This window comes from Paraburkholderia lebeckiae (assembly GCF_050436225.1).
GTDB classification, from domain to species: Bacteria; Pseudomonadota; Gammaproteobacteria; order Burkholderiales; family Burkholderiaceae; genus Paraburkholderia; species Paraburkholderia tuberum.
Map to the genome: position 1 here is coordinate 2,976,212 of NZ_JBNDLU010000002.1, position 19,751 is coordinate 2,995,962.

The 19,751-nt window shown below is 64.1% G+C and carries 19 protein-coding genes and 1 pseudogene; 11 read left to right on the top strand and 9 right to left on the bottom strand.

Annotation, left to right across the window (positions count from 1 at the left end; all coding sequences use genetic code 11):
• Positions 1-36: 36 nt before the first annotated feature.
• Positions 37-1,350 carry an MFS transporter gene (locus OKW45_RS28345; protein ID WP_429472430.1) on the top strand — a complete coding sequence of 438 codons (1,314 nt, stop codon included), beginning with the start codon at positions 37-39 and terminating at the stop codon, positions 1,348-1,350.
• Between the two features lie 48 nt (positions 1,351-1,398).
• On the opposite strand, the gene OKW45_RS28350 is transcribed toward OKW45_RS28345, so the two are convergent.
• Positions 1,399-2,085: a GntR family transcriptional regulator gene (locus OKW45_RS28350; RefSeq protein WP_018419802.1), complete on the bottom strand. Its 687-nt coding sequence runs from the start codon at positions 2,083-2,085 to the stop codon at positions 1,399-1,401.
• A 227-nt stretch (positions 2,086-2,312) separates the two neighbouring features.
• On the opposite strand from OKW45_RS28350, the gene OKW45_RS28355 reads away from it, so the two are divergent.
• From OKW45_RS28355 to OKW45_RS28380, 6 genes and pseudogenes are all read left to right on the top strand, one after another.
• Entirely contained in the window at positions 2,313-3,854 is a 1,542-nt protein-coding gene (locus OKW45_RS28355) for a Rieske 2Fe-2S domain-containing protein (RefSeq protein WP_429472431.1), read from the top strand.
• 81 nt (positions 3,855-3,935) lie between these two features.
• Complete coding sequence (locus OKW45_RS28360; protein ID WP_429472433.1) at positions 3,936-4,931, top strand: PDR/VanB family oxidoreductase; 996 nt, start codon at positions 3,936-3,938, stop codon at positions 4,929-4,931.
• A gap of 596 nt (positions 4,932-5,527) precedes the next feature.
• A pseudogene (locus OKW45_RS28365) lies at positions 5,528-5,782 on the top strand (DNA cytosine methyltransferase); the annotation flags it as partial.
• 30 nt (positions 5,783-5,812) lie between these two features.
• Positions 5,813-6,259: a very short patch repair endonuclease gene (locus OKW45_RS28370; protein WP_429472435.1), complete on the top strand. Its 447-nt coding sequence runs from the start codon at positions 5,813-5,815 to the stop codon at positions 6,257-6,259.
• A 241-nt stretch (positions 6,260-6,500) separates the two neighbouring features.
• Positions 6,501-7,004, top strand: a complete 504-nt coding sequence (locus OKW45_RS28375; protein WP_018419796.1) for a YbhB/YbcL family Raf kinase inhibitor-like protein — start codon at positions 6,501-6,503, stop codon at positions 7,002-7,004.
• Positions 7,005-7,121: 117 nt separating this feature from the next.
• Complete coding sequence (locus OKW45_RS28380) at positions 7,122-8,540, top strand: MFS transporter (protein ID WP_429472437.1); 1,419 nt, start codon at positions 7,122-7,124, stop codon at positions 8,538-8,540.
• 149 nt (positions 8,541-8,689) lie between these two features.
• Here OKW45_RS28380 and otsA read toward each other — a convergent pair whose 3' ends face one another.
• From otsA to OKW45_RS28400, 4 genes are all read right to left on the bottom strand, one after another.
• Positions 8,690-10,117: an alpha,alpha-trehalose-phosphate synthase (UDP-forming) gene (gene otsA / locus OKW45_RS28385; RefSeq protein WP_018419794.1), complete on the bottom strand. Its 1,428-nt coding sequence runs from the start codon at positions 10,115-10,117 to the stop codon at positions 8,690-8,692.
• Between the two features lie 232 nt (positions 10,118-10,349).
• Positions 10,350-10,562: a hypothetical protein gene (locus OKW45_RS28390; RefSeq protein WP_026225665.1), complete on the bottom strand. Its 213-nt coding sequence runs from the start codon at positions 10,560-10,562 to the stop codon at positions 10,350-10,352.
• Positions 10,563-10,743: 181 nt separating this feature from the next.
• Positions 10,744-10,992 carry a hypothetical protein gene (locus tag OKW45_RS28395; protein WP_026225664.1) on the bottom strand — a complete coding sequence of 83 codons (249 nt, stop codon included), beginning with the start codon at positions 10,990-10,992 and terminating at the stop codon, positions 10,744-10,746.
• A gap of 129 nt (positions 10,993-11,121) precedes the next feature.
• Positions 11,122-12,522 carry a sigma-54-dependent transcriptional regulator gene (locus OKW45_RS28400; protein ID WP_429472439.1) on the bottom strand — a complete coding sequence of 467 codons (1,401 nt, stop codon included), beginning with the start codon at positions 12,520-12,522 and terminating at the stop codon, positions 11,122-11,124.
• Here OKW45_RS28400 and OKW45_RS28405 point away from each other — a divergent pair.
• Positions 12,516-12,830 carry a hypothetical protein gene (locus OKW45_RS28405; protein ID WP_429472440.1) on the top strand — a complete coding sequence of 105 codons (315 nt, stop codon included), beginning with the start codon at positions 12,516-12,518 and terminating at the stop codon, positions 12,828-12,830. The genes OKW45_RS28400 and OKW45_RS28405 overlap by 7 nt on opposite strands.
• Here OKW45_RS28405 and OKW45_RS28410 read toward each other — a convergent pair.
• Both OKW45_RS28410 and OKW45_RS28415 read right to left on the bottom strand, forming a co-directional pair.
• Complete coding sequence (locus OKW45_RS28410) at positions 12,790-13,041, bottom strand: hypothetical protein (protein ID WP_429473379.1); 252 nt, start codon at positions 13,039-13,041, stop codon at positions 12,790-12,792. The two genes, OKW45_RS28405 and OKW45_RS28410, sit on opposite strands and share 41 nt — an antisense overlap.
• Before the next feature lie 58 nt (positions 13,042-13,099).
• Positions 13,100-13,420 (bottom strand): ElaB/YgaM/YqjD family protein, encoded by a 321-nt coding sequence (locus OKW45_RS28415; RefSeq protein WP_184009493.1) that lies wholly within the window; start codon positions 13,418-13,420, stop codon positions 13,100-13,102.
• Positions 13,421-13,818: 398 nt separating this feature from the next.
• Between OKW45_RS28415 and OKW45_RS28420 the strand changes: the two genes are divergently transcribed.
• The 3 genes from OKW45_RS28420 to OKW45_RS28430 all read left to right on the top strand — a co-directional run bounded on the left by OKW45_RS28420 (position 13,819) and on the right by OKW45_RS28430 (position 16,332).
• Positions 13,819-14,877, top strand: coding sequence for a sigma-54 interaction domain-containing protein (locus OKW45_RS28420; RefSeq protein WP_018419788.1), 1,059 nt, complete (start codon positions 13,819-13,821; stop codon positions 14,875-14,877).
• A gap of 343 nt (positions 14,878-15,220) precedes the next feature.
• Positions 15,221-15,799, top strand: a complete 579-nt coding sequence (locus OKW45_RS28425; RefSeq protein WP_429472442.1) for a hypothetical protein — start codon at positions 15,221-15,223, stop codon at positions 15,797-15,799.
• A complete protein-coding gene (locus tag OKW45_RS28430; protein WP_429472444.1) occupies positions 15,796-16,332 on the top strand; it encodes a hypothetical protein in 537 nt (178 codons plus the stop codon). Before OKW45_RS28425 ends, OKW45_RS28430 begins: the two co-directional genes overlap by 4 nt.
• A 67-nt stretch (positions 16,333-16,399) precedes the next feature.
• Here OKW45_RS28430 and OKW45_RS28435 read toward each other — a convergent pair whose 3' ends face one another.
• Positions 16,400-17,746: an ABC transporter ATP-binding protein gene (locus tag OKW45_RS28435; protein WP_026225663.1), complete on the bottom strand. Its 1,347-nt coding sequence runs from the start codon at positions 17,744-17,746 to the stop codon at positions 16,400-16,402.
• A gap of 19 nt (positions 17,747-17,765) precedes the next feature.
• A complete protein-coding gene (locus OKW45_RS28440) occupies positions 17,766-19,517 on the bottom strand; it encodes an ABC transporter permease (protein WP_018419784.1) in 1,752 nt (583 codons plus the stop codon).
• Positions 19,518-19,751 lie beyond the last annotated feature (234 nt).

Genomic DNA, 19,751 nt, shown 5'->3' on the forward strand with positions numbered 1-19,751 from the left:
CGTTGCGCCGCAACCTGAACACCAGGAGACACCACAATGAGTTCCCCCAGTCCGGTTGCGTATTACCAGGGCAGCGAGTCGTCCACCTATGCGAAGGTGACATGGCGGCTCTTGCCGTTTCTGTTCCTGTGCTATCTATGCGCGTATCTCGATCGAATCAACGTGAGCTTCGCGAAGCTGCAGATGCTGCAAGCGCTCAAGTTCAGCGACGCGGTCTATGGCGCGGGCGCCGGCGTCTTCTTCGTGGGCTATCTTCTCTTCGAGGTGCCCAGTAACCTGATCCTGCTGCGCGTCGGCGCGCGCCGCTGGATCGCCCGCATCATGATCACCTGGGGCATCGTCTCGGCGGGCATGATGTTCGTCAGAACGCCGATGAGCTTCTACATCATGCGCTTCCTGCTGGGCGTCGCCGAAGCGGGCTTTATCCCCGCGATCCTGCTCTATCTCACGTACTGGTTCCCGGCCTCGCGCCGCAGCAAGGTCACCGCGCTCTTCTTGACGGGCATTCCGATGTCGGGAGTCGTCGGCGGGCCGCTGTCGGGCTGGATCATGAATCATATGAATGCATCGCACGGGCTGGCGGGCTGGCAATGGCTGTTCCTGATAGAAGGCATTCCGACCGCGATCCTTGGGCTGGTCGCGTTCTTCTATCTCGACGACAAGCTTGCCGATGCGAAGTGGCTCACAGACTCGCAGAAAGCCATGCTCGAAGCCGGCCTGAAGGACGAAGAGCCGGCTCACGCGCTGCATTCGGTGAAGGACGGCCTGATGCATCCGAAGGTGCTGCTCCTGAGTGCGATCTACTTCTTCTTCACGATGGGCCTGTACGGCGTGAGCTTCTGGCTGCCCACGCTCGTCAAGGCGAGCGGCGTGGCCGATCCGCTCAATATCGGCCTGCTTTCCGCGATCCCTTACGCGGCGGCGGCCGTCTCCATGCTGCTCGTCGGTCAGAGCTCGGACGCCCGCGGCGAGCGGCGCTGGCATCTCGCGTTGCCCGGGGTGGTCGGAGCGGCCGGACTGTGCACGAGCGTCGCGTTCGCCCATTCGACGCCAATCGCGATGATCGCCCTCACGATCGGCGCGATGGGCGTGATGACGACAATTTCGCAGTTCTGGGTGTTGCCGCCCGCTATCCTGGGCGGCGCCGCTGCGGCGGCGGGGCTTGCGCTGGCGAATTCGGTCGGCAGCGTATCGGGTGTCGTGAGCCCTTACGTGATCGGGCTGATTCAGACAGGCACGGGATCGACCGGCAACGGCGTACTGGGGCTGGCGGCGAGCCTGATCATCGGCAGCGCGCTCGTCTTCACCGTGCCGGCCGCACTCGTGAACGGCCGGCGCAAGCGGGCTTGAGCGAAGTCCCGCTCCATGCAAAGACCCAGCGTTCGCGGGATCATCGCATCAGCTCACTTTTTCTTCCTGCCGATTGCTCAGCACCTGCCCGAGCCGCTCGACGAGATTCTGCCGCGCCCGAGTCGTATGAAGATCGGTCAGTTCCGTCGCGCGCTGCGGGTCGCCATCGGCGATGGCCGCAGCGATGGCTGCGTGCTCGTCCCAGATCGCCTGGCGCTGCCCCGACGACTGCAGCACCGCGCCCATCACCCGTCGCAGATGGACCCAGTGCATCTGCGCGGTCTCCACGATTAGCGGATTGCCCGACGCGGCATAGATCGCGGTATGGAACGCCATGTCGGCATCGATCATCGCCTTCACGTCGTCGCCCTTCGACGCGCGGCGGCCGTTCGTGATCAATGCCTTGTCCAGCTTCGCGCCGCGACCGGCGGCAAGACGCGCGGCGAGCGAGTCGAGCGCGCCGCGGATTTCATAGAGATGGCTGATCCAGGCCGCGTCGAGCGGAGTCACGAGCAAACCCCGACCGGGCGCGTCCTGCACCAGTCCGTCCTTCTTGAGCAAGCGCAGCGCCTGCAACACCGGCGAGCGCGACACCGCAAGTTGCTCGGCGATTTCTTCCTGCGTGATGCGCGTCCCGGGCGCGAGCGTCCCAGAGCTAATGGCATCGAGCAGCACCTTGTAGACCTCGTCCACGTAGTCGGTGCGCGCCTGAAGCTTGAGCAGTTTCGTCGCCATGATCAAAGCTCGTTTTTGGATACAGAATACGGCAAGGGTATAACCGCACCGCGGGACGCGTCAATCTCCGGCGCTAAAGCGAAAAGGTGAATCTCCGCGTTTACCCATAGAGACATCGCCGTATCGCGCGACTAATCTTTGGATACAGAGTACGGTGTTCTGAATTTCGAGTTCGGCGTTCAAAGTGCCGGCGACTGACCACTCCACCACCTCAAATAGGATTTGCGATGACGATCAAGGAAGACAAGCTGGAAGGACAGAAGACGAGCGGCGGCAATGTCGTGTCGAAGAAGCTGATTCCGTACGGCGGTTACTACACAAGCAAGGTGCCGGGCCACGATCCCGAGCTCACCGAGACCGGCCCCGGTACACCGATGGGCGAGTTCATGCGCGCGTTCTGGCATCCCGTGTGCTTGTCGATCGAACTGACGGACACACCGCGTTATCTCAAGATCCTCGGCGAGGAACTGGTGGCGTTTCGCGATGGCAGCGGGCGCGTGGGCGTGCTGCATGCGCATTGCGTGCACCGCGGCGCGTCGCTCGAATACGGCGCGATCCAGGAGCGCGGCATCCGGTGCTGCTATCACGGCATGGTGTTCGACGTGGACGGCACGTGCCTGCATGTGCCGTTTCCGAAGGGCGAAGAGAAGGAAGCCGAGAAATACGCGTGCTCGATCCAGCAGGGTGCGTACAAGGCTGTCGAGCGCAACGGCCTCGTGTTCGCGTACATGGGACCGCCCGATGCCGAGCCGCCCTTTCCCGAATGGGAAGGCGACTTCACGGTGTTGCCGGGCGACGAGCTTGTGCCGTACAGCAACTTCCAGCATTGCAATTGGCTGCAGGTGCAGGACAACGCCGCCGACAACTATCACCCCACCGCGCTGCATGCCGGCAAGAATGTCGTGAATGGGCAGTACCAGGGCACGACATTCGACGAGGTCGGCGCGGCATCGATGGAAGTCGCGCCCGACATGCACTTCGTGCCGGTGCAGCAGGGCCGCAGCCTCGCCTGCGCGGGCGCGCGTCGAGTCGATAAGGACCGGCTCTTCGTGCGCGTGCAACATCAGGTGCTGCCGAATCTGAGCCTGCATGCGTACACGTCGGAAGACGGATCGAAGAAGAAGCTGTTCAGCCGCTTTCACATCATCCGATGGACCGTTCCCGTCGACGACGAGAACAGCAAGATGATCGGCTGGCGCGTGATGGGGCCGGGCATCGATACGCGCGGCGTCGGCAAGAAGGAACTCGTCGGCTATGAGTCGATCGACTTTCTCGAAGGACAGGTCGCGATGCGGCGCCCCGAGCGCTTCGGCGAATACAAGCTCGAAGATCTGCCGCCCATTCCGCCGAATCATCGCGAGCGCGAGAACTACAAGGCCGCGCAATACGCGCCCGGCGACTACGAAGCGATCATCAGCCAGCGACCGATCGCCGTGCACGCACTCGAGAACCCGACGAAGTTCGACGCCGGCCTCTTCCTCTTTCGCAAGTTGCTACGCGATGCGTTGCGCGGCACGAATCCGGCGGCATCGGCGCAGAGCTTCGCCGAGTGGTTCCGTGCGAACGCGGGCGCACCCAACAGCTATTGCTCGGGCAACGTGTTCGAGATTCCCGAAGGCGACACGGTCGAAGAAGAAGTCGCGCGGCGCCGCAAGGTCACGAAGACGATCGTCTCGATCCTCACTGAGAGCGAGCGGCTAAAGGCGCATGAACGCGCAGTGTTCGTGCGCGAGAAGTTCGAGGAACTCGAACAATCGATGAAGAACTGAAGCGCCACGACAAGCAAGGGGCGCGTTGCGCGCCTCGTGCGGCGAATCGGGATTCGGCAGCACATATGAGGGATCAGGAAAATGGCAAGCGAACAGACATCGAACTCCGGCGGCAGCACGCTCCAGTTGCTCGTGCGGCAGGTTCGTTTCGAAGGCAAAGGCATCAACTCTTATGAACTGGTCGATCCGTCCGGCGCCGAGTTGCCGGCCTTCACTGCCGGCGCTCATATCGACATCCATCTCGGCGACGGCCTCGTGCGCCAGTATTCGCTGTGCAACGCACCCAACGAGCGCCATCGCTATGTGATCGCCGTGCTGCGCGACGAGCGCGGCCGTGGCGGATCGAGAGCGCTGCACGAGCGCGTGCATGTGCAGGACATCGTGCGCGTGAGCCGTCCGCGCAACCAATTTCAGCTCGTCGACGATGCGCGCAGGGTGATCCTCATTGCGGGCGGCATCGGTGTGACGCCGCTCACGTCGATGGCGCATTGGTTGGAGGATGCCGGCATCGAATACGAAATGCACTACTGCGCGAGAGATGCGGACTGTGCCGCGCTTTCCGGGGAACTCGAGCCGATGCGCGTGATCGGCCGCGTGCACTTTCACTTCGACGGCGGTGATCCGAAGGCGGGGCTCGACATCCGCCGCTTGCTGAGCGAGCCGTCGCACGGCGTGCACGTGTATTACTGCGGTCCAGCTGGTTTCATGCAGGCATGCGCGGATGCGAGCGCGCACTGGCCCGCCGGCACCGTCCACTTCGAGCACTTCAAGGCGCCGGAACGAAGCGAACCCGCGAGCGCGGCGAACGATGTGGCGGACACGTTCAGCGTGAAGATCGCGAGCACGGGACAGATGATCGAAGTCGCGAACGATCAGAGCATCGCGGACGCACTCGAACAAGCGGGCGTCGCAATCGAAACATCGTGTCATGCGGGGCTGTGCGGGACATGCAAGGTGCGGTATCTGTCCGGGGAAGTTGAGCACAACGACTGCATTCTCAACGACGACGAGAAGGCCGAATTCCTGACGGCCTGCGTATCGCGCGCGAGAAGCAAGGTACTGGTGCTCGATCTTTAGCCGAGATGTTCGATTAGACTCGCGATGGAGCTGTAGCCTCTCGTGCGCAAGGGGCCGTTGTCGGATATGAGGCCGACCTCCGTATGTCTCTTCTCACGCACGGACGAAAGGCTGATGATGGCCGGACACCGCCGACGGAAGGGATCGAAGCTAATCTCGCCCACCAGCTTTGACAAAGGCGAGCCAGTTCCAGGTCACACCCATCCGCTGATTTCCTCGTTGGGTGGATTCGGTCCGGACATTTAGCACAGTCCTCAAGCTATGGGCACTTGCTAACCGAATGGTCTCTGCTGCCGAAACATCAAACATTCGGCGTGGCTGAATGCAAGCACAGTTGCAGTTAATCCGAGCACGCGCGTCGCGTCAGTTTCAGTCATTTCGAGCAGGAAGCGGCGTCAATTGCAAGCACAGTCGTTTTCAAATCCAAGTCGCTACAATTAATGGTCGGTCCAGCGCCTGGCCGAGCCCGTCTTTATGACTGGCGCATAGCGTGTGGGGGCCGGCTCCGCCTCTTGATTGCCTTATCAGAAGCCGTCCGTCAGCGGCTCGCAGCGTATGCGAAGGCGCTGGCAAGTGGAGATTTACTTATGCGTAGCTCCGAAATTCTCTTCTATCAGAGCGAGGCGCTGCGCCCGCATCGCCTGACGCCGCGCGAATGCGCGCGACTGATGGGCTTTCCCGACGCCTTCAGGATTCCGGTCAGCGATACGCAGGCCTACCGGCAGTTCGGCAATAGCGTCGTGATGCCGGTGATGCGCGAAGTGTCGCGTATCATGCTCCCGCATGTGCAAACCCTGCTTGCCCACCCCACCCGCGATGCATCAAAACACTCCCTGCCGCTCTACGCGTGAGCGGCCGCGCGACCCATTGGCCCGCTGACGATGGTCGATATCGTCGATAGCGCGACGCGCAGCCGGATGATGTCCGGCATTCGCGGCCGCAATACCAAGCCGGAGATCCTGATCCGCAGCCTGCTGCATCGGCGGGGCCTGCGCTTTCGGCTCAACGCGCGCGATCTGCCCGGCCGCCCCGACATCGTGCTGCCGCGCTATCGCGCGGTGGTGCTCGTGCATGGCTGCTTCTGGCATGGCCACGACTGTCATCTGTTCAAATGGCCGCAGACGCGGCCCGACTTCTGGCGCGACAAGATCGGCCGCAATCGCAGGAACGACGACAAGGTGCGCGCCGCGCTGCTCGCGAGCGGCTGGCGCGTCGCGGTGGTGTGGGAATGCGCTTTGCGAGGCGCGAATTGCGATATCGCGGGCGTGATCGAGCGGCTCGTAGCGTGGATCGGAAGCGACGCGCCGGAGTTGGAGGAACGCGGCTGAAAACCGCGCGCGAGCTGCCCTGCTCGCGCGAGTCTCGCGGCCGCTGGTGCTACACTCGAAAGGCTCACCCGGCGCGCTTTCGAGATGCCTTCGAGGCACGCTTCGGCAGCGTTTTCCGGGTGCTTCCCGGCGCTTTCGCGGCACGTCCTCACGCGCTTCGGCATGCCACGAGATGCGCCTCGCCCGCCGCGACATCGCGCACTCTGACGATCCCAGAACCAATCAACAAGGGAGGCACATCATGGCTGACTTCCGTCTCTGGTCCGACGATTTTCCCACCAACGGGTTCATGCCGAGAGCCCACGAGTACAACGACAAGGCGTTCGGCGGCGACGGCGAAAACATCTCGCCGTCGCTGCAATGGGAAGCGCCGCCCGCGGACACGCAAAGCTTCGCGCTCACCGTTCACGATCCCGACGCGCCGACCGGCAGCGGCTTCTGGCATTGGGTCGTCGTGAACATTCCGGCCGACGCGCGCTCGCTGCCGCGCAACGCCGGCAAGGCCGACGGCTCGCTGCTGCCGCAGGGCGCGATGCAGGTGCGCAACGACTATGGGACCGTCGGCTTCGGCGGCGCTGCGCCGCCGCGCGGCGATCGCACGCATCGCTATATCTTCCGGCTGCATGCGCTGAAAGTGCCGCATCTGCCGGTCAGCGCGGAAACCACCAACGCGGTCGCGCGCTTCATGACGCACCTGAACGAAATCGATTCGACGACCCACACGGGCCTTTACGAACTCAAATAACGCACGCGCGGCGCCGGCGCCCGGTAACACCGGCGGCGCGCCGACCGATACGCCTGCAGCGGCCAGCGCGTGAGCCGCGCGCAGGCGCGCCAACATCTCCGACAAATCAAACAATCGATGCACGCACCCTCCCCGCGCACGGACGGCTCGACGCCGTCCACTTCCCGCTTCGAAGGCAAGGAACTGGGCCTACCGGTTCCACAACGCTACTGGGCGATGCTCGTCATCGCGCTCTCGCTGACGCTCGCGGTGCTCGACAGCGCGATCGCCAACGTCGCGCTGCCGACGATCGCGCGCAACCTCAATGCGAGCGCCGCCGCGTCGATCTGGGTCGTCAACGCGTATCAGCTCGCCATCACGATCTCGCTGCTGCCGCTGGCGTCGCTCGGCGACCGCATCGGCTACCGGCGCATTTATCTGTCGGGCCTGATCCTGTTCACGGTCGCGTCGTTCGGTTGCGCGCTGTCGAACTCGCTGGCGACGCTCGCGCTCGCGCGAGTGGTCCAGGGCTTCGGCGCGGCCGGCATCATGAGCGTGAACACCGCGATCGTGCGCATGATCTATCCGCCCACCCAGCTCGGGCGCGGCGTCTCGATCAACGCGATGGTGGTGGCGGTGTCGTCGGCGGTCGGGCCGACGGTCGCCTCGGGCGTGCTCGCGGTCGCGAGCTGGCCGTGGCTGTTCGCGATCAACGTGCCGATCGGGATCGCGGCGATCGTCGGCGGCTTCAAGGCGCTGCCGATGAACCCCGGCCACGAGTCCCCGTATGACTATCTGAGCGCGGTGATGAACGCGTTCGTGTTCGGCCTGCTGATTTTCGCGGTCGATGGCCTCGGCCACGGCGAGCATTTCGGCTACGTGACGCTCGAGGCGCTCGGAGCGCTGGTAATCGGCTACTTCTTCGTGCGTCGCCAGCTGACGCGGCCCGCCCCGCTGCTGCCGATCGACCTGCTGCGTATTCCGGTGTTCGCGCTGTCGGTCGGCACGTCGGTCTGCTCGTTCTGCGCGCAGATGCTCGCGTTCGTGTCGCTGCCGTTCCTGCTGCAGGAAACGCTCGGCATGTCGCAGGTCGAAACGGGTCTTTTGATGACGCCGTGGCCCGCGATCATCATCATCGCGGCGCCCATTGCCGGCGTGCTGTCGGACAGGATATCGGCCGGCTGGCTCGGCGGCGTCGGGCTCGCCGCGATGACGGTCGGCCTGCTGCTGCTCGCGACGCTCGGGCCTCACCCGGACGCGCTGCAGATTTCGTGGCGCATGGCGCTGTGCGGCGCGGGCTTCGGCATCTTCCAGTCGCCGAACAATCGCACGATGCTGTCGTCCGCGCCGCGCGAACGCAGCGGCGGCGCGAGCGGCATGCTCGGCACCGCGCGCCTGACCGGGCAAACGCTCGGCGCGGCGCTGGTCGCGCTGATCTTCGGCGTCGCGCCGCAGAGCGGGACGATCATCGCGCTGTATGTGGCCGCGGGGTTCTCGGCGGTCGCGGCGGTCGTCAGCACGATGCGGGTCATGCAGAAGGTGGCGCAGCCGGCCTGAGGGCTGTGGCCGCTACGCGCGCAAGACATGCACGATAAAAGGCGCGCATCGCACGAGGCGATGCACGCCTTTTTGCTTTGATCTTCCCTGTCACTCCATGCACGACGTGAGCGGCATACGCGCGGCCCGCGCGGGCCGCGCGTGTCGGCTCAGGGTGATGCCGTCACGTCAGCGAGCTTTACCGCTTTGGCCGTCACCGAAGACGCGGTCGCGACGTGGCGCAGATCATCGAGCAACGTATCGCGCCACACCGACAGGTTGCTCTCGCGCATCGGCTCCATCATGTCCGCATGACGCGCCTGACGTTCGGCGAGCGGCATCGCTAATGCGCGCTCGAGCGCTTCGGCCATCTGCGACAGATCGAACGGATTGACGACGAGCGCGCCCGGCAACTGCTCGGCCGCACCCGCGAATTGCGACAGCACGAGCACGCCCGGATCGGCCGGATCCTGCGACGCGACGTACTCCTTGGCCACCAGATTCATGCCGTCGCGCAGCGGCGTCACATAGCCGACCTGCGACTGGCGGAAGAGCGCCATCAGCAGATTGCGTTCGTACTTGCGGTTCAGATACTGGATCGGCGTCCAGTCGAGCTGCGCGAACCGGCCGTTGATGCGGCCCGCCTCGCCTTCGAGCGTTTGCCGGATGCGCTGATAGGTCTGCACGTCGGCGCGGGTCGGCGGCGCGATCTGCACGAGCGACACGCGGCCGTGCCAGCCGGGCGCGTTCTGCAACAGCCGCTCGAATGCCTGGAAGCGCTCGACCAGCCCCTTCGAATAATCGAGCCGGTCGACGCTCATGATCAGCTTGCGCCCGCGCATGCCGTCGCGCAGGCTGCGCACCGCCTTGCGGTCGGTGAACTGCTCGGCGGCCTTCGCGATCGCATCGGGATAGATGCCGATCGGGTACGCGCCGACCTTCAGGAAGCGGTCGTACGCGTGCACCATGCCGTCTTCGCTCGACGTGCCGTGGTGACCGCGCTCGATATAGTCGACGAACGACTGGCGATCCGCCTCGGTCTGAAAGCCGATCACGTCGTAGCTGCACATCGCCTTGACGATCTCCTCGTGAGGCGGGATCGTGCGCAACACTTCGGGCACCGGAAACGGAATGTGCAGGAAGAAGCCGATCGGGTTCTTCACGCCGAGTTCGCGCAGGCAGCGCGCGAACGGCAGCAGATGGTAGTCGTGCACCCAGATGATGTCGCTGGGCTTGAGCAGTTCCTTGAGCTGCTTCGCGAGCGTCGCGTTGACGCGCTGGTAGCCCGCGTAGTCTTCGCGGTTGTAGCGGGACAGGTCGTTGCGATAGTGGAAGGTCGGCCACAACGTGGTGTTCGAAAAACCGCGGTAGTACTCGTCGTAATCGCGCTTGGTGAGGCCCACGGTCGCGTAGGTGACGTTGCCCTGCTTCTCGATCACGGGCGCGGATGGCTCGCTGACCGTTTCGCCGCTCCAGCCGAACCAGACGCCGCCGGTCTCCTTCAGTGCGTCCAGCACGCCGATCGCGAGCCCGCCCGCTGCCGGACGCGCTTCCTGAATCGGTGCGACACGATTCGATACCACGATCAATCTGCTCATTAGTGCTCCATTGTTTCGTTGTATGCGGAATTGCGCCAAAACGGTGCACGCAAGCACCGTGCCGATATATGGGAGATCGGAAATAAAGTTGTATAAAAATGTGACAAAACGAGCAAATCCCCGCAATCATCAAGGATGGCGAAGAAAATTTTTCTGTTAAATCCGACGAATGCGACGGTCTTTCTTACCGGCATTCGGTCGCCCGGACACTCCGCCCGGGTGCTACGCTGCCTCAGGCATCCTGCTCCGACCCCAGATCGCGCTGGTATTCGAGCCCTTCCTGACGCACCCCGCCCTGGTTGTGCTCGCCGTCCGGCGGCGTGTGCGGGGCGATCCGATTCTGCGCGGCCGGGTCCGGCGACACCACCGGCTCAGTCTCGACCTCGGCCGGCCGTGGCCCGCGCTTGGAGTGCCGCGCGGAACGTCGCAATGCGGGGTGTCTCATGATCGTGCCTCCGGGGGAAGCCTGCCGCTTGTCGCGGCATCCCTACAGTCTAGGGGGCGAAACCGTAAATTGCCGGTAAAACATGCGCCGGCTTTGTAACAAATACAGCAATGCGCTGCACCGCTCCAGAGCATGGCCCGGTGCATCGAGTGCGCAACAGAGCGCCGACATCGAGGTCGTATCAACATTGCCGTGGTCGCGACAGGCGGTCGGCGGCCTGAGGCGTTTGCGTTGGCTGCGGCGGCGGATCGCCGATCGGCGGCGTGACTGGTTCGACGGGTTCGATCGGATCGGGTGTCGGGCCGGGGATCGTGTCGGGCTCGGCCGGGTCCGGCGGCGCGACGGGCGGTGCAGTGGGGGGCTCGACCGGTTCGGGCCGATGAGCGTGCAACGGCCTGGACGGCGCGGAAACGGCAGCGTAATGCGGCAGGTGCAGCATGTCGGTGACCTCGTTTTGCGTTCCACTGGAGGGCAGCAAGGCTTGTGCCGTTCGGGTGTCCGCCCGGAAGCCCGGGCGGGCGGATGCTGGGGACGGGGATGACGTGCGAACGAGCGCGGATCAGGCGTCCGCGCCGCCGAGTGCGCGTGATTCGTCGGTGGGATCGCCGTCGTCGCGCGCATCGTTGCCGTACTCGACGAGCCGGTTGTACAGGGTCTTCAGGCTGATGCCGAGAATTTCCGCGGCCCGCGTCTTCACGCCGCCGCATTGCTCGAGCGTCGCAAGAATCAACTGACGGTCGGCTTCCGCGAGCGAGGTGCCGAACGGGATCGTGATCGCGGTGCCGGCCGCGGGCTTCGACAGCGTGATTTGCAACGGCACCGTCGCCGTGCTATCCGAATCCCCGCTCGACATGATGTGCGCGCGCTGCACGTAGTTCTTCAGCTCGCGCACATTGCCCGGCCACGGATACGACAGCAGCATCTCCTTCACCGCGACAGGAAAATGCTTCTTCGTGCCGTGACGCTCGTTGAGCTCATCGAGGAACGACTGCGCGAGTAGCTCGACGTCCTTGCCGCGATCGCGCAGCGGCGGCAGGCTGATCGGAAACACGTTCAGCCGGTGGTACAGATCGAGCCGCAGCTTGCCTTCGAGCACCGCCTGCTCGGGATCGCGATTGGTGGCCGCGATCAGACGCACGTCGGTTTCGATTTCCTTGGTCGTGCCTACGCGCATGAACATGCCGGTCTCGAGCACGCGCAGCAGCTTCACCTGCAGCTCGATCGGCATCTCGGTGATTTCGTCGAGGAACAGCGTGCCGCCGTTCGCGCGCTCGAAATAGCCCTTGTGCTGCCGGTCCGCGCCGGTGAACGAACCGCGCTCGTGGCCGAACATTTCCGATTCGATCAGGTTCGGCGAAATCGCGCCGCAGTTGACCGCGAGGAACGCGTGCTTGCGGCGCAGGCTCAGCTCGTGCAGCGTCTGCGCGGCAACTTCCTTGCCGGTGCCCGATTCGCCGACGAGCATCACCGAGGCCGCCGTCGGCGCGACGCGGCTGATCTGGTCGTAGACCTCCTGCATAGCCGGCGAATTGCCGAGCATCAGACCGAAGCGGCCCATGCGGCGCAACTCGCCGCGCAGCGTGCCGATTTCGGCCTTCAGGTCGCCGGCGCGCGGCAGGCGCGACAGGATCGACTTCACGCGCTGCATGTTGATCGGTTTCACGAGGTAGTCGGCCGCGCCCATTTTCAGAGCGCTGACCGCCGACTCGACCGTCGCGTGGCCGGTGATCACGATCACTTCGACGCCGGAGCGCGGATCGAGATCTTCGAACAGATCGACCCCGCTGCCGTCGGGCAGCTTCAGGTCGGTGAATACGACGTCCGGCATCTGCCGGATCAGTTGAATACGCGCTTCGCGCAGATCGCCCGCGGTGGCGGTGGTCAGCCCGTCTTCCCCGATGACGGCGGAAAGTGCCTCGCGGGTACCTGCGTCGTCATCGACAATGAGTACATGTGGCATCGCGTTTCGAAAGCCTGCAAGCGTGGGTCAGAAAATATGCGGAACATGCCAATGGGCATGCCGCTGGGTCGGGTCGGCTGCATGACCCGGAATCGACTGCGTTCCGTTCAGCCGACCATTCGATGAAAAACGGCAACAATCACGGGCAAGTTCGCACCGATTTCCGCGTCATTGTTGTCAATTTATCTATTATACGGCTTTATAAGGTTCATTTAACAATCCCGTTCCAGGCGCCGGCCGCAGGCCGCTTGATTCGAGCGAACCGCGTCAGCCGCGCGGAAACGGCCATGCGCGGGGTTCGCCGTTGACCTGCCCCGAGCCGTTGGCGCTGTGCGAGGCGGGCGCCAGTTCGGTCGACAAGGTCGCCGGCGCCGCCACCGCGCCGCCCTCGTTTTCCCAGCGGCTCAGCTCGCGCGCCGGTGAGACCTGGCCCGTGCGTTTGTGTTGCACGTAGCGAACCGCCAGGAAGCCGCCGATTGCCATCAATGCGCCAAAAAAACCAATTGCGGGTCGTGTCATCATGAACTCCTTGGATCGTGATGCGGATGAATGCAGCCGTGCCAAGCGTGCGCCGCGTCTAACGCGCGACCAGCACGCCGAGCAGAAAACCGGTGCCCGCCGCGAGCGCGAGCGAGCGCCACGGGTTATGGCGCACATAGTGCTCGGTGCTGACCGCCGCCTCGCGATACCGGCGATGCACGTTGCGTTGCGCATCGCCGAGCGCCGATTGCAGCGTTTCCACGTGCGTGCCGAGCCGGTCGCGCAAGGCATCGACACCTTCGCCCGGCACATTGGCGGCGAGCCGCAGCATTTCCTCGGAGTCCCTCAGCAGCACCCGAAGGTCCTCGACGATCTTCTGTCCGCCGAGTGCAAGTTGTTGCGTGGTGGTGTCAGTCATCGTTCACTCCTCGTCTGATTCGGCGTTCGTGAGTTGCCGCGGAATCGGTGCGTCGACCGGTGCAACAGTTCGGGCTTCGGGCGCACGATGCAGGTTGCCGGTTTGCGCTGGCCGGCGGCGCTGGGACGTAGCAATCAAAGCTCGCACGACTCGATCAAACGGTCAATGAGGCAATGCATGTGCCCGGTATATTTACCGCTTCAGCGCACTGATAAAGCCAATCTCGCGCACTTTCGACCGATTGCGCCCACGGCTATTTCAGCGGCTGCCAGTTCGATTGCCGGAATCAGTGTCGAAGTGGTTAAATCGTCTTTTATGAGATAGTGGCCGTACGGTCTATCGCATTCAAGGCCTGCGCGCCGCAACACGAACTCCATTTGCACAGGACTTCCCTTTTTATGGCGTCAATCGATCTGGACTCGCCCACCGTGTCCGCCGGCGGCAATGCTTCGCCACAGGCGAAGCAGCGCGTCGCGGACGCCGTCGCGGGACTGAAATCGTACGGGCTGCTGTACGGCTCGTCGCCGGTAATGCTCGATCTGTACGAGCAGATCGAACGCGTCGCCAATACCGACGCGACCGCGCTGATCATCGGCGAATCGGGCACCGGCAAGGAGCTGATCGCCCGCACCATCCACGAGCGCAGTGGCCGCAAGGACGGCGCGTTCGTCGCCGTGAACTGCGGCGCGATTCCCGATGAGCTGATCGAAGCCGAACTGTTTGGCCACGAAAAAGGCAGCTTCACCGGCGCGGTCCAGGGCCGCGTCGGCTACTTCGAACATGCGAACGGCGGCACGCTGTTTCTGGACGAAATCACCGAAATGGCGCCGGTGCGCCAGGTCAAGCTGCTGCGCGCGCTCGAAACCGGCACGTTCTATCGCGTCGGCGGCAACGAGTTGATCAGCGGCAACGTGCGCGTGATCGCCGCGACCAATCGCGACCCCGCGGTGGCCGTCAAGGAAAACGGCTTGCGCGAGGATCTGATGTACCGGCTCGCGGTGTTTCCGCTGCGCGCGCCGCCGCTGCGCGAGCGCGAAAACGATCGCGAACTGCTCGCGCAACACTTCCTCGCGCAATTGAATCAGCAGGAAGGCACCAACAAGAGCTTCAGCAAACGCTCGATCGAAACGCTGCGTTCATGGTCGTGGCCGGGCAACGTGCGCGAGTTGAAGAACGCCGTGTATCGCGCGTTCATTCTCGCGGAAAAGACGGTTGAATTGCCGCATCCGCATCTTGCGTCGCGAGTCAAGAAAGCGGTCACGCAAGGCGACGCGATGAGCGTGTGGATCGGCACGCCGCTCGCCGACGCGCAGAAGCAGATCATTCTCGGCACCCTCAAGTACTGCGGCGGCGACAAGCGGCGCGCTGCCAAAGCGCTCGGCGTGAGCCTCAAAACGCTGTACAACCGGCTGAGCGCATACGGCGACGAAAGCGGGGAAGACGAAGCCGACTCATAGGCACGGTGCAACGCGAGCCGTCCGCCGATGGCGACGGCCAGCTGTTGTGTCGTTCGTCATGAACCCTTCGCCGCGCGTTTCGCGGCGCCGGATTCACCTGCTCAACGTCTCACGCCGACGGCAAATTCACCTGATGTCCGAGATACCTGGCAGAGCCAGGCAAGCCCGCCCATCCATGCAACAGAAAACATCGCAGCGCACGATGTTTTGCAATTTCTTGCATTTTTTCCCTGCCAATTACAAAACCCATCCTGCACAATGCGGCAGCGTAATAAACGACGTGTCCTTCGTTTACACGCGCGAAGCGTGAACGCAGGCACCTGTACGGGCAGGGATGGGAGAAATGCAAAAGAACATGGTGTGGGCTGTCAACGCGAAGTCCGTCGTCGCTGGCAAGCGCCCGCACGTAACAGCGCTGATCGCGCTGGCGCTGGCGGTGTCGTCGGCATTGAGCGGCTGTAGTTCGTTGTACACGGAAGGCGCGGTCGCGGGCGCCGGTGTCGCGGGAGCCGCGGTCGCCAACACGGTCACCAGCAATGCGGCGGTCGCGACCGGTATCGGTCTTGGCGCGGTGGCCGCCGCGCGCGCGGGTGTGCAGTACTCGGAGCGCGTGGTCCACACGAATTCGCAGAACAGCATCGCGCAGGCGGCCGGTCCGCTCGAGGTCGGCGCGGTCGCCCCGTGGAGCATCACCCACTCTTTCCCAATCGAAGACGACGAACACGGCCGCGTGACCGTCAGCCGTCTGATCAGCACCGGCCCGCTCGACTGCAAGGAAATCGTCTTTTCCGTCGATCAGAACGCAACGCGCGACAAGCCCGCGAGCAGCGCGTTCTACATCGCATCGGTGTGCCGTGATGGTAAGGACTGGCGTTGGGCATCGGCCGAACCCGCCACCGAGCGCTGGGGTGCGCTGCAATGAAATTTCGTTCGCTTGGCGTTCCGATGGGTGATCGGATGCGGCTCATCGCGGCCGGCGCGCTATGCGTCGGCGCGAGCCTGCTGGCGAGCGGCTGCGCGTCGATCGGCGCGGCGAGCGGCGCGGCGGCGGGTATCGCGTCAGGCCTCGTGACCAGCAATCCGGCCGTCGCGCTCGGCGTCGGCGTGGCCGTGCAGGCCGCGACCGACGAAGCGGTCGCGCGCTACATGCGCAGCATGCACAAGGATCAGCAGGATCTGATGGCGGCGCTGGTCGGCACGATGCCGGTCGGCGAAACGAAACCGTGGTCGGTCAAGCACACCTTGCCGATCGAAAACGGCCACGGCGAGGTGCGCGTGACCCGCGCGTTCAGCTCGGCGCTCGCGCTGTGCAAGGATTTCGTGTTCTCGGTGCAGGACGGCGACGGCCCGAATGCGCCCGAGAGGTGGTTCACCGCGAGCGCGTGCCAGCAGGACAAGGGTTGGAAGTGGGCAACGGCCGAGCCGGCGGTTGCACGCTGGGGCAATCTGCAATAAAAAAGCGGCGAGGTTTTCCTCGCCGCTTTTTTATCTGTACCGCAGTCGTTTCCGCGGCAACTTTGGCTTAAGACTCCACGTCTTCCAGACTGAAGATTTCAGTCTGGTCGTTATACGAAAAGATCTCGCCGTAACGGCCCCAGTTGATGACCGCGTCGAGCGTCTCTTCTGCCGCGCTGTCCGACAGGAAGTCCTCGAGCTCCTGCTCGAAACGCACGCGCGGCGCGCGATGTCCCGGCCGCTCGTTCAACACCTTCTTGATCCGCGCCGCGAGCGGCACGTGCCGCAGCAGATGCTCGGCGAACATCATCTTCCGTTCCTGCGTGCCGAACTCGGAGAACACGCGCGCCGGCGGCGTCAGGAAAATGTCGCCCTCGCGCACGTCGGCGAAACCGAGGTGCTGCAGCACTTCGGCGATCGGGAACAGATCGTCGACCTCCAGATGCAGCGAGCGCGCGATTTCCGGCATGTCCGCGCGGCCGTGATACGGCGCGGCGGCGAGCGTTTCGATCAGACCGGCCATCAGGTTGGTCGACACGTGCGGCAGCCAGCTACCGAGCTCCAGCCCCTTCTTGGTCTTTTCGTCGGTCTGACGCGCGGTCATCTTCGCGTAGATCTCGTCGACGAGGCGGCGGAATGCCGGGTCCAGACGGTTGCGCGGATGCTTGAACGGCACCTTGATCTCGGCGATCACGCGGCCCGGGTTCGACGACAGCACCAGAATGCGGTCGCACATGAACACCGCTTCCTCGATGTTGTGCGTCACGATCAGCACCGCCTTGATCGGCATGCGCCCCTGAGTCCAGAGATCGAGCAGGTCGGTACGCAGCGTTTCGGCGGTCAGCACGTCGAGCGCGGAGAACGGCTCGTCCATCAGCAGCAGCGTCGGATCGACGACGAGCGCGCGCGCAAAGCCGACGCGCTGGCGCATGCCGCCCGACAGCTCGCGCGGATAGGCGTTTTCGAAACCGTCGAGGCCGATCAGGTCGATCGCGGCGAGCGCGCGCGTGCGCCGCTCCGACGCGCCGACGCCTTGCGCCTCGAGACCCGCTTCCACGTTCTGCAGCACGGTCAGCCACGGAAACAGCGCGAAGGTCTGGAACACCATCGCGACACCCTTCGCCGGACCTGCGAGCGGCTTGCCCATGTACGTGACTTCGCCGTCGGTCGGCTCGATCAGACCGGCGATGATGCGCAACAGCGTCGACTTGCCCGAGCCCGAACGGCCAAGCAGACCGACGATCTCGCCCTCGCGCAGCGACAGATTCGCGTCGTCGAGGACGAGCAGTTCGCCCTGCGTCTTGTTGAAGCCGCGGCACACGTCCTTCACGCGCAGGATTTCCTCGCCGAGGCGCGGCGGCTTCGGCGGCGTCTGGATCGGCGCGGCGGTCATAGCAGCTTTAGGATTTTGCATCGCGTTAAGCCTTCATTTCTCAATCTAGACGGAGCTTGCCTTCGGCGTAGGCGTACATCGGACGCCACAGCAGACGGTTGAAGAGGGTCACGAACAGGGACATCACGGCGATGCCCACGATGATCTTCGGATAGTCGCCCGCCGCGGTAGTCTGCGCGATATAGGCGCCGAGGCCATGCGCGGCGACCTTGGTATCGCCCCACTGCACGAACTCGGCAACGATGCTTGCGTTCCACGCGCCGCCCGACGCGGTGATCGCGCCGGTCACGTAGTACGGAAAAATACCCGGCAGCATCGCCTGACGCCACCACTGCCAGCCGCGAATGTGGAAATTCTTGGCCGCCTCGCGGTAGTCGTTCGGATACGAGCTTGCACCGGCAATCACGTTGAACAGGATATACCACTGCGTGCCGAGCACGATCAGCGGCGACAGCCAGATGTCTGGATTCAGGTGAAAGCGCACGATCGCGATCACGAACACCGGGAACAGCAGGTTCGCCGGGAACGCCGCGAGGAACTGCGCGAGTGGCTGCACCTTTTCCGCGAGCGCGGGGCGCAGGCCAATCAGCACGCCGACGGGCACCCAGATCACGGAAGCGATCGCGATCAGCACGACCACGCGCAGGAGCGTGATCAGGCCCAGCACGAACACGTGGCCGATCTCGTCGAGCGTCACGCCAGTACGCACATACAGGAACACGCGGTACACCACATACACCGTGGCGAGCAGCACGATCGCCGCCCAGACGATGTCGCCGAGCTTCGAGTTCTTCTCGCGCTGCGGGATGTGAAAGCGCGGCGCGCTGAACGCTGGCAGTTGGAAGCGCACCCGGGCCGCGCGCGCGAACATCCAGCCCAGCGGCACGAGCAACCGGTGAATCAGCCGCGTGCGGCGGATCAGGTCGAGCAGCCACGATTCCGGCGCATCGCCCGAACTCGTGAACTCCATGCGGAACTTGTCCGCCCACGCGACGAGCGGACGGAACAGCAACTGGTCGTAGGCGAGAATCACGACCGTCATCGCGAGGATGACCCAGCCGATCGCGTGCAGGTTCTTGTCGCTGATCGCCTGCGCCAGGTAGGCGCCGATGCCCGGCAGCTTAATCGTGTTATTGCCGACCGTAATCGCCTCGGAAGCCACGACGAAGAACCAGCCGCCCGACATCGACATCATCATGTTCCAGATCAGGCCGGGCATCGAGAAAGGCACTTCGAGTTTCCAGAAGCGCTGCCATGAAGTCAGATGAAAGCCGCGCGAGACTTCGTCGAGATCGCGCGGCACCGTGCGCAGCGACTGATAGAAGCTGAACGTCATGTTCCACGCCTGGCTCGTGAAGATCGCGAAGATCGCGGCGAGTTCGGCGCCGAGCACGCGGCCCGGGAACATCGCGAGGAAGAACGTGACCGTGAACGAGATGTAGCCGAGCACCGGCACCGACTGCAGGATGTCCAGAATCGGCACCAGCACGAGACCGGCGCGGCGGCTCTTGGCGGCCAGCGTCCCGTAGACCAGCGTGAAGATCAGCGACGCGACCATCGCCGCGAGCATGCGCAGCGTGGTGCGCATCGCGTACTCGGGCAGGTTGGCCGGATCGAGCGAGATCGCCTGCGTGTTGAGCGTCGACATCGGCGCGAGCGTCTCGTGAAAGCCGATCGACGCCATCGCGATCAGGCAGATGATCAGCGGGAACGCGACGAAGTCCCAGCGGTTGGGCAACACGCGCCATGCCGATGCATTGGCGGTGCGCTTCAGGTCGAAGCTGAAATCCATCAGATGCCCTCCCTCTTCAAACAGGCATTCGAACGCTCGAAGGAGGCCGCGGCTGCTCCGCGGCGGTCTATGGGTCGGTCCGGAAAGCGGAAATCAGGCATGGCAAAACGCGCGTGCGTGGTAAATCGTTAGCGTTGGAGACACATGGGCCGGCAATGGACAGGTTCGTGAACGCGTCGCCCACGACCACAACCATCACGCCGAACTCCTGTCGCCGCAGGCGCCGCCCGAGGG

Excerpts from the sequence above, each read along its gene's own strand:
- otsA (WP_018419794.1), bottom strand. The coding sequence starts at position 10,117 with ATGAGCAGATTGATCGTGGTATCGAATCGTGTCGCACCGATTCAGGAA.
- OKW45_RS28400 (WP_429472439.1), bottom strand. The coding sequence starts at position 12,522 with ATGCCACATGTACTCATTGTCGATGACGACGCAGGTACCCGCGAGGCA.
- OKW45_RS28435 (WP_026225663.1), bottom strand. The coding sequence starts at position 17,746 with ATGCAAAATCCTAAAGCTGCTATGACCGCCGCGCCGATCCAGACGCCG.
- OKW45_RS28415 (WP_184009493.1), bottom strand. The coding sequence starts at position 13,420 with ATGACTGACACCACCACGCAACAACTTGCACTCGGCGGACAGAAGATC.
- OKW45_RS28355 (WP_429472431.1), top strand. The coding sequence starts at position 2,313 with ATGACGATCAAGGAAGACAAGCTGGAAGGACAGAAGACGAGCGGCGGC.
- OKW45_RS28350 (WP_018419802.1), bottom strand. The coding sequence starts at position 2,085 with ATGGCGACGAAACTGCTCAAGCTTCAGGCGCGCACCGACTACGTGGAC.
- OKW45_RS28430 (WP_429472444.1), top strand. The coding sequence starts at position 15,796 with ATGAAATTTCGTTCGCTTGGCGTTCCGATGGGTGATCGGATGCGGCTC.
- OKW45_RS28375 (WP_018419796.1), top strand. The coding sequence starts at position 6,501 with ATGGCTGACTTCCGTCTCTGGTCCGACGATTTTCCCACCAACGGGTTC.
- OKW45_RS28420 (WP_018419788.1), top strand. The coding sequence starts at position 13,819 with ATGGCGTCAATCGATCTGGACTCGCCCACCGTGTCCGCCGGCGGCAAT.
- OKW45_RS28360 (WP_429472433.1), top strand. The coding sequence starts at position 3,936 with ATGGCAAGCGAACAGACATCGAACTCCGGCGGCAGCACGCTCCAGTTG.
- OKW45_RS28390 (WP_026225665.1), bottom strand. The coding sequence starts at position 10,562 with ATGAGACACCCCGCATTGCGACGTTCCGCGCGGCACTCCAAGCGCGGG.
- OKW45_RS28345 (WP_429472430.1), top strand. The coding sequence starts at position 37 with ATGAGTTCCCCCAGTCCGGTTGCGTATTACCAGGGCAGCGAGTCGTCC.
- OKW45_RS28425 (WP_429472442.1), top strand. The coding sequence starts at position 15,221 with ATGCAAAAGAACATGGTGTGGGCTGTCAACGCGAAGTCCGTCGTCGCT.
- OKW45_RS28410 (WP_429473379.1), bottom strand. The coding sequence starts at position 13,041 with ATGACACGACCCGCAATTGGTTTTTTTGGCGCATTGATGGCAATCGGC.
- OKW45_RS28370 (WP_429472435.1), top strand. The coding sequence starts at position 5,813 with ATGGTCGATATCGTCGATAGCGCGACGCGCAGCCGGATGATGTCCGGC.
- OKW45_RS28440 (WP_018419784.1), bottom strand. The coding sequence starts at position 19,517 with ATGGATTTCAGCTTCGACCTGAAGCGCACCGCCAATGCATCGGCATGG.
- OKW45_RS28380 (WP_429472437.1), top strand. The coding sequence starts at position 7,122 with ATGCACGCACCCTCCCCGCGCACGGACGGCTCGACGCCGTCCACTTCC.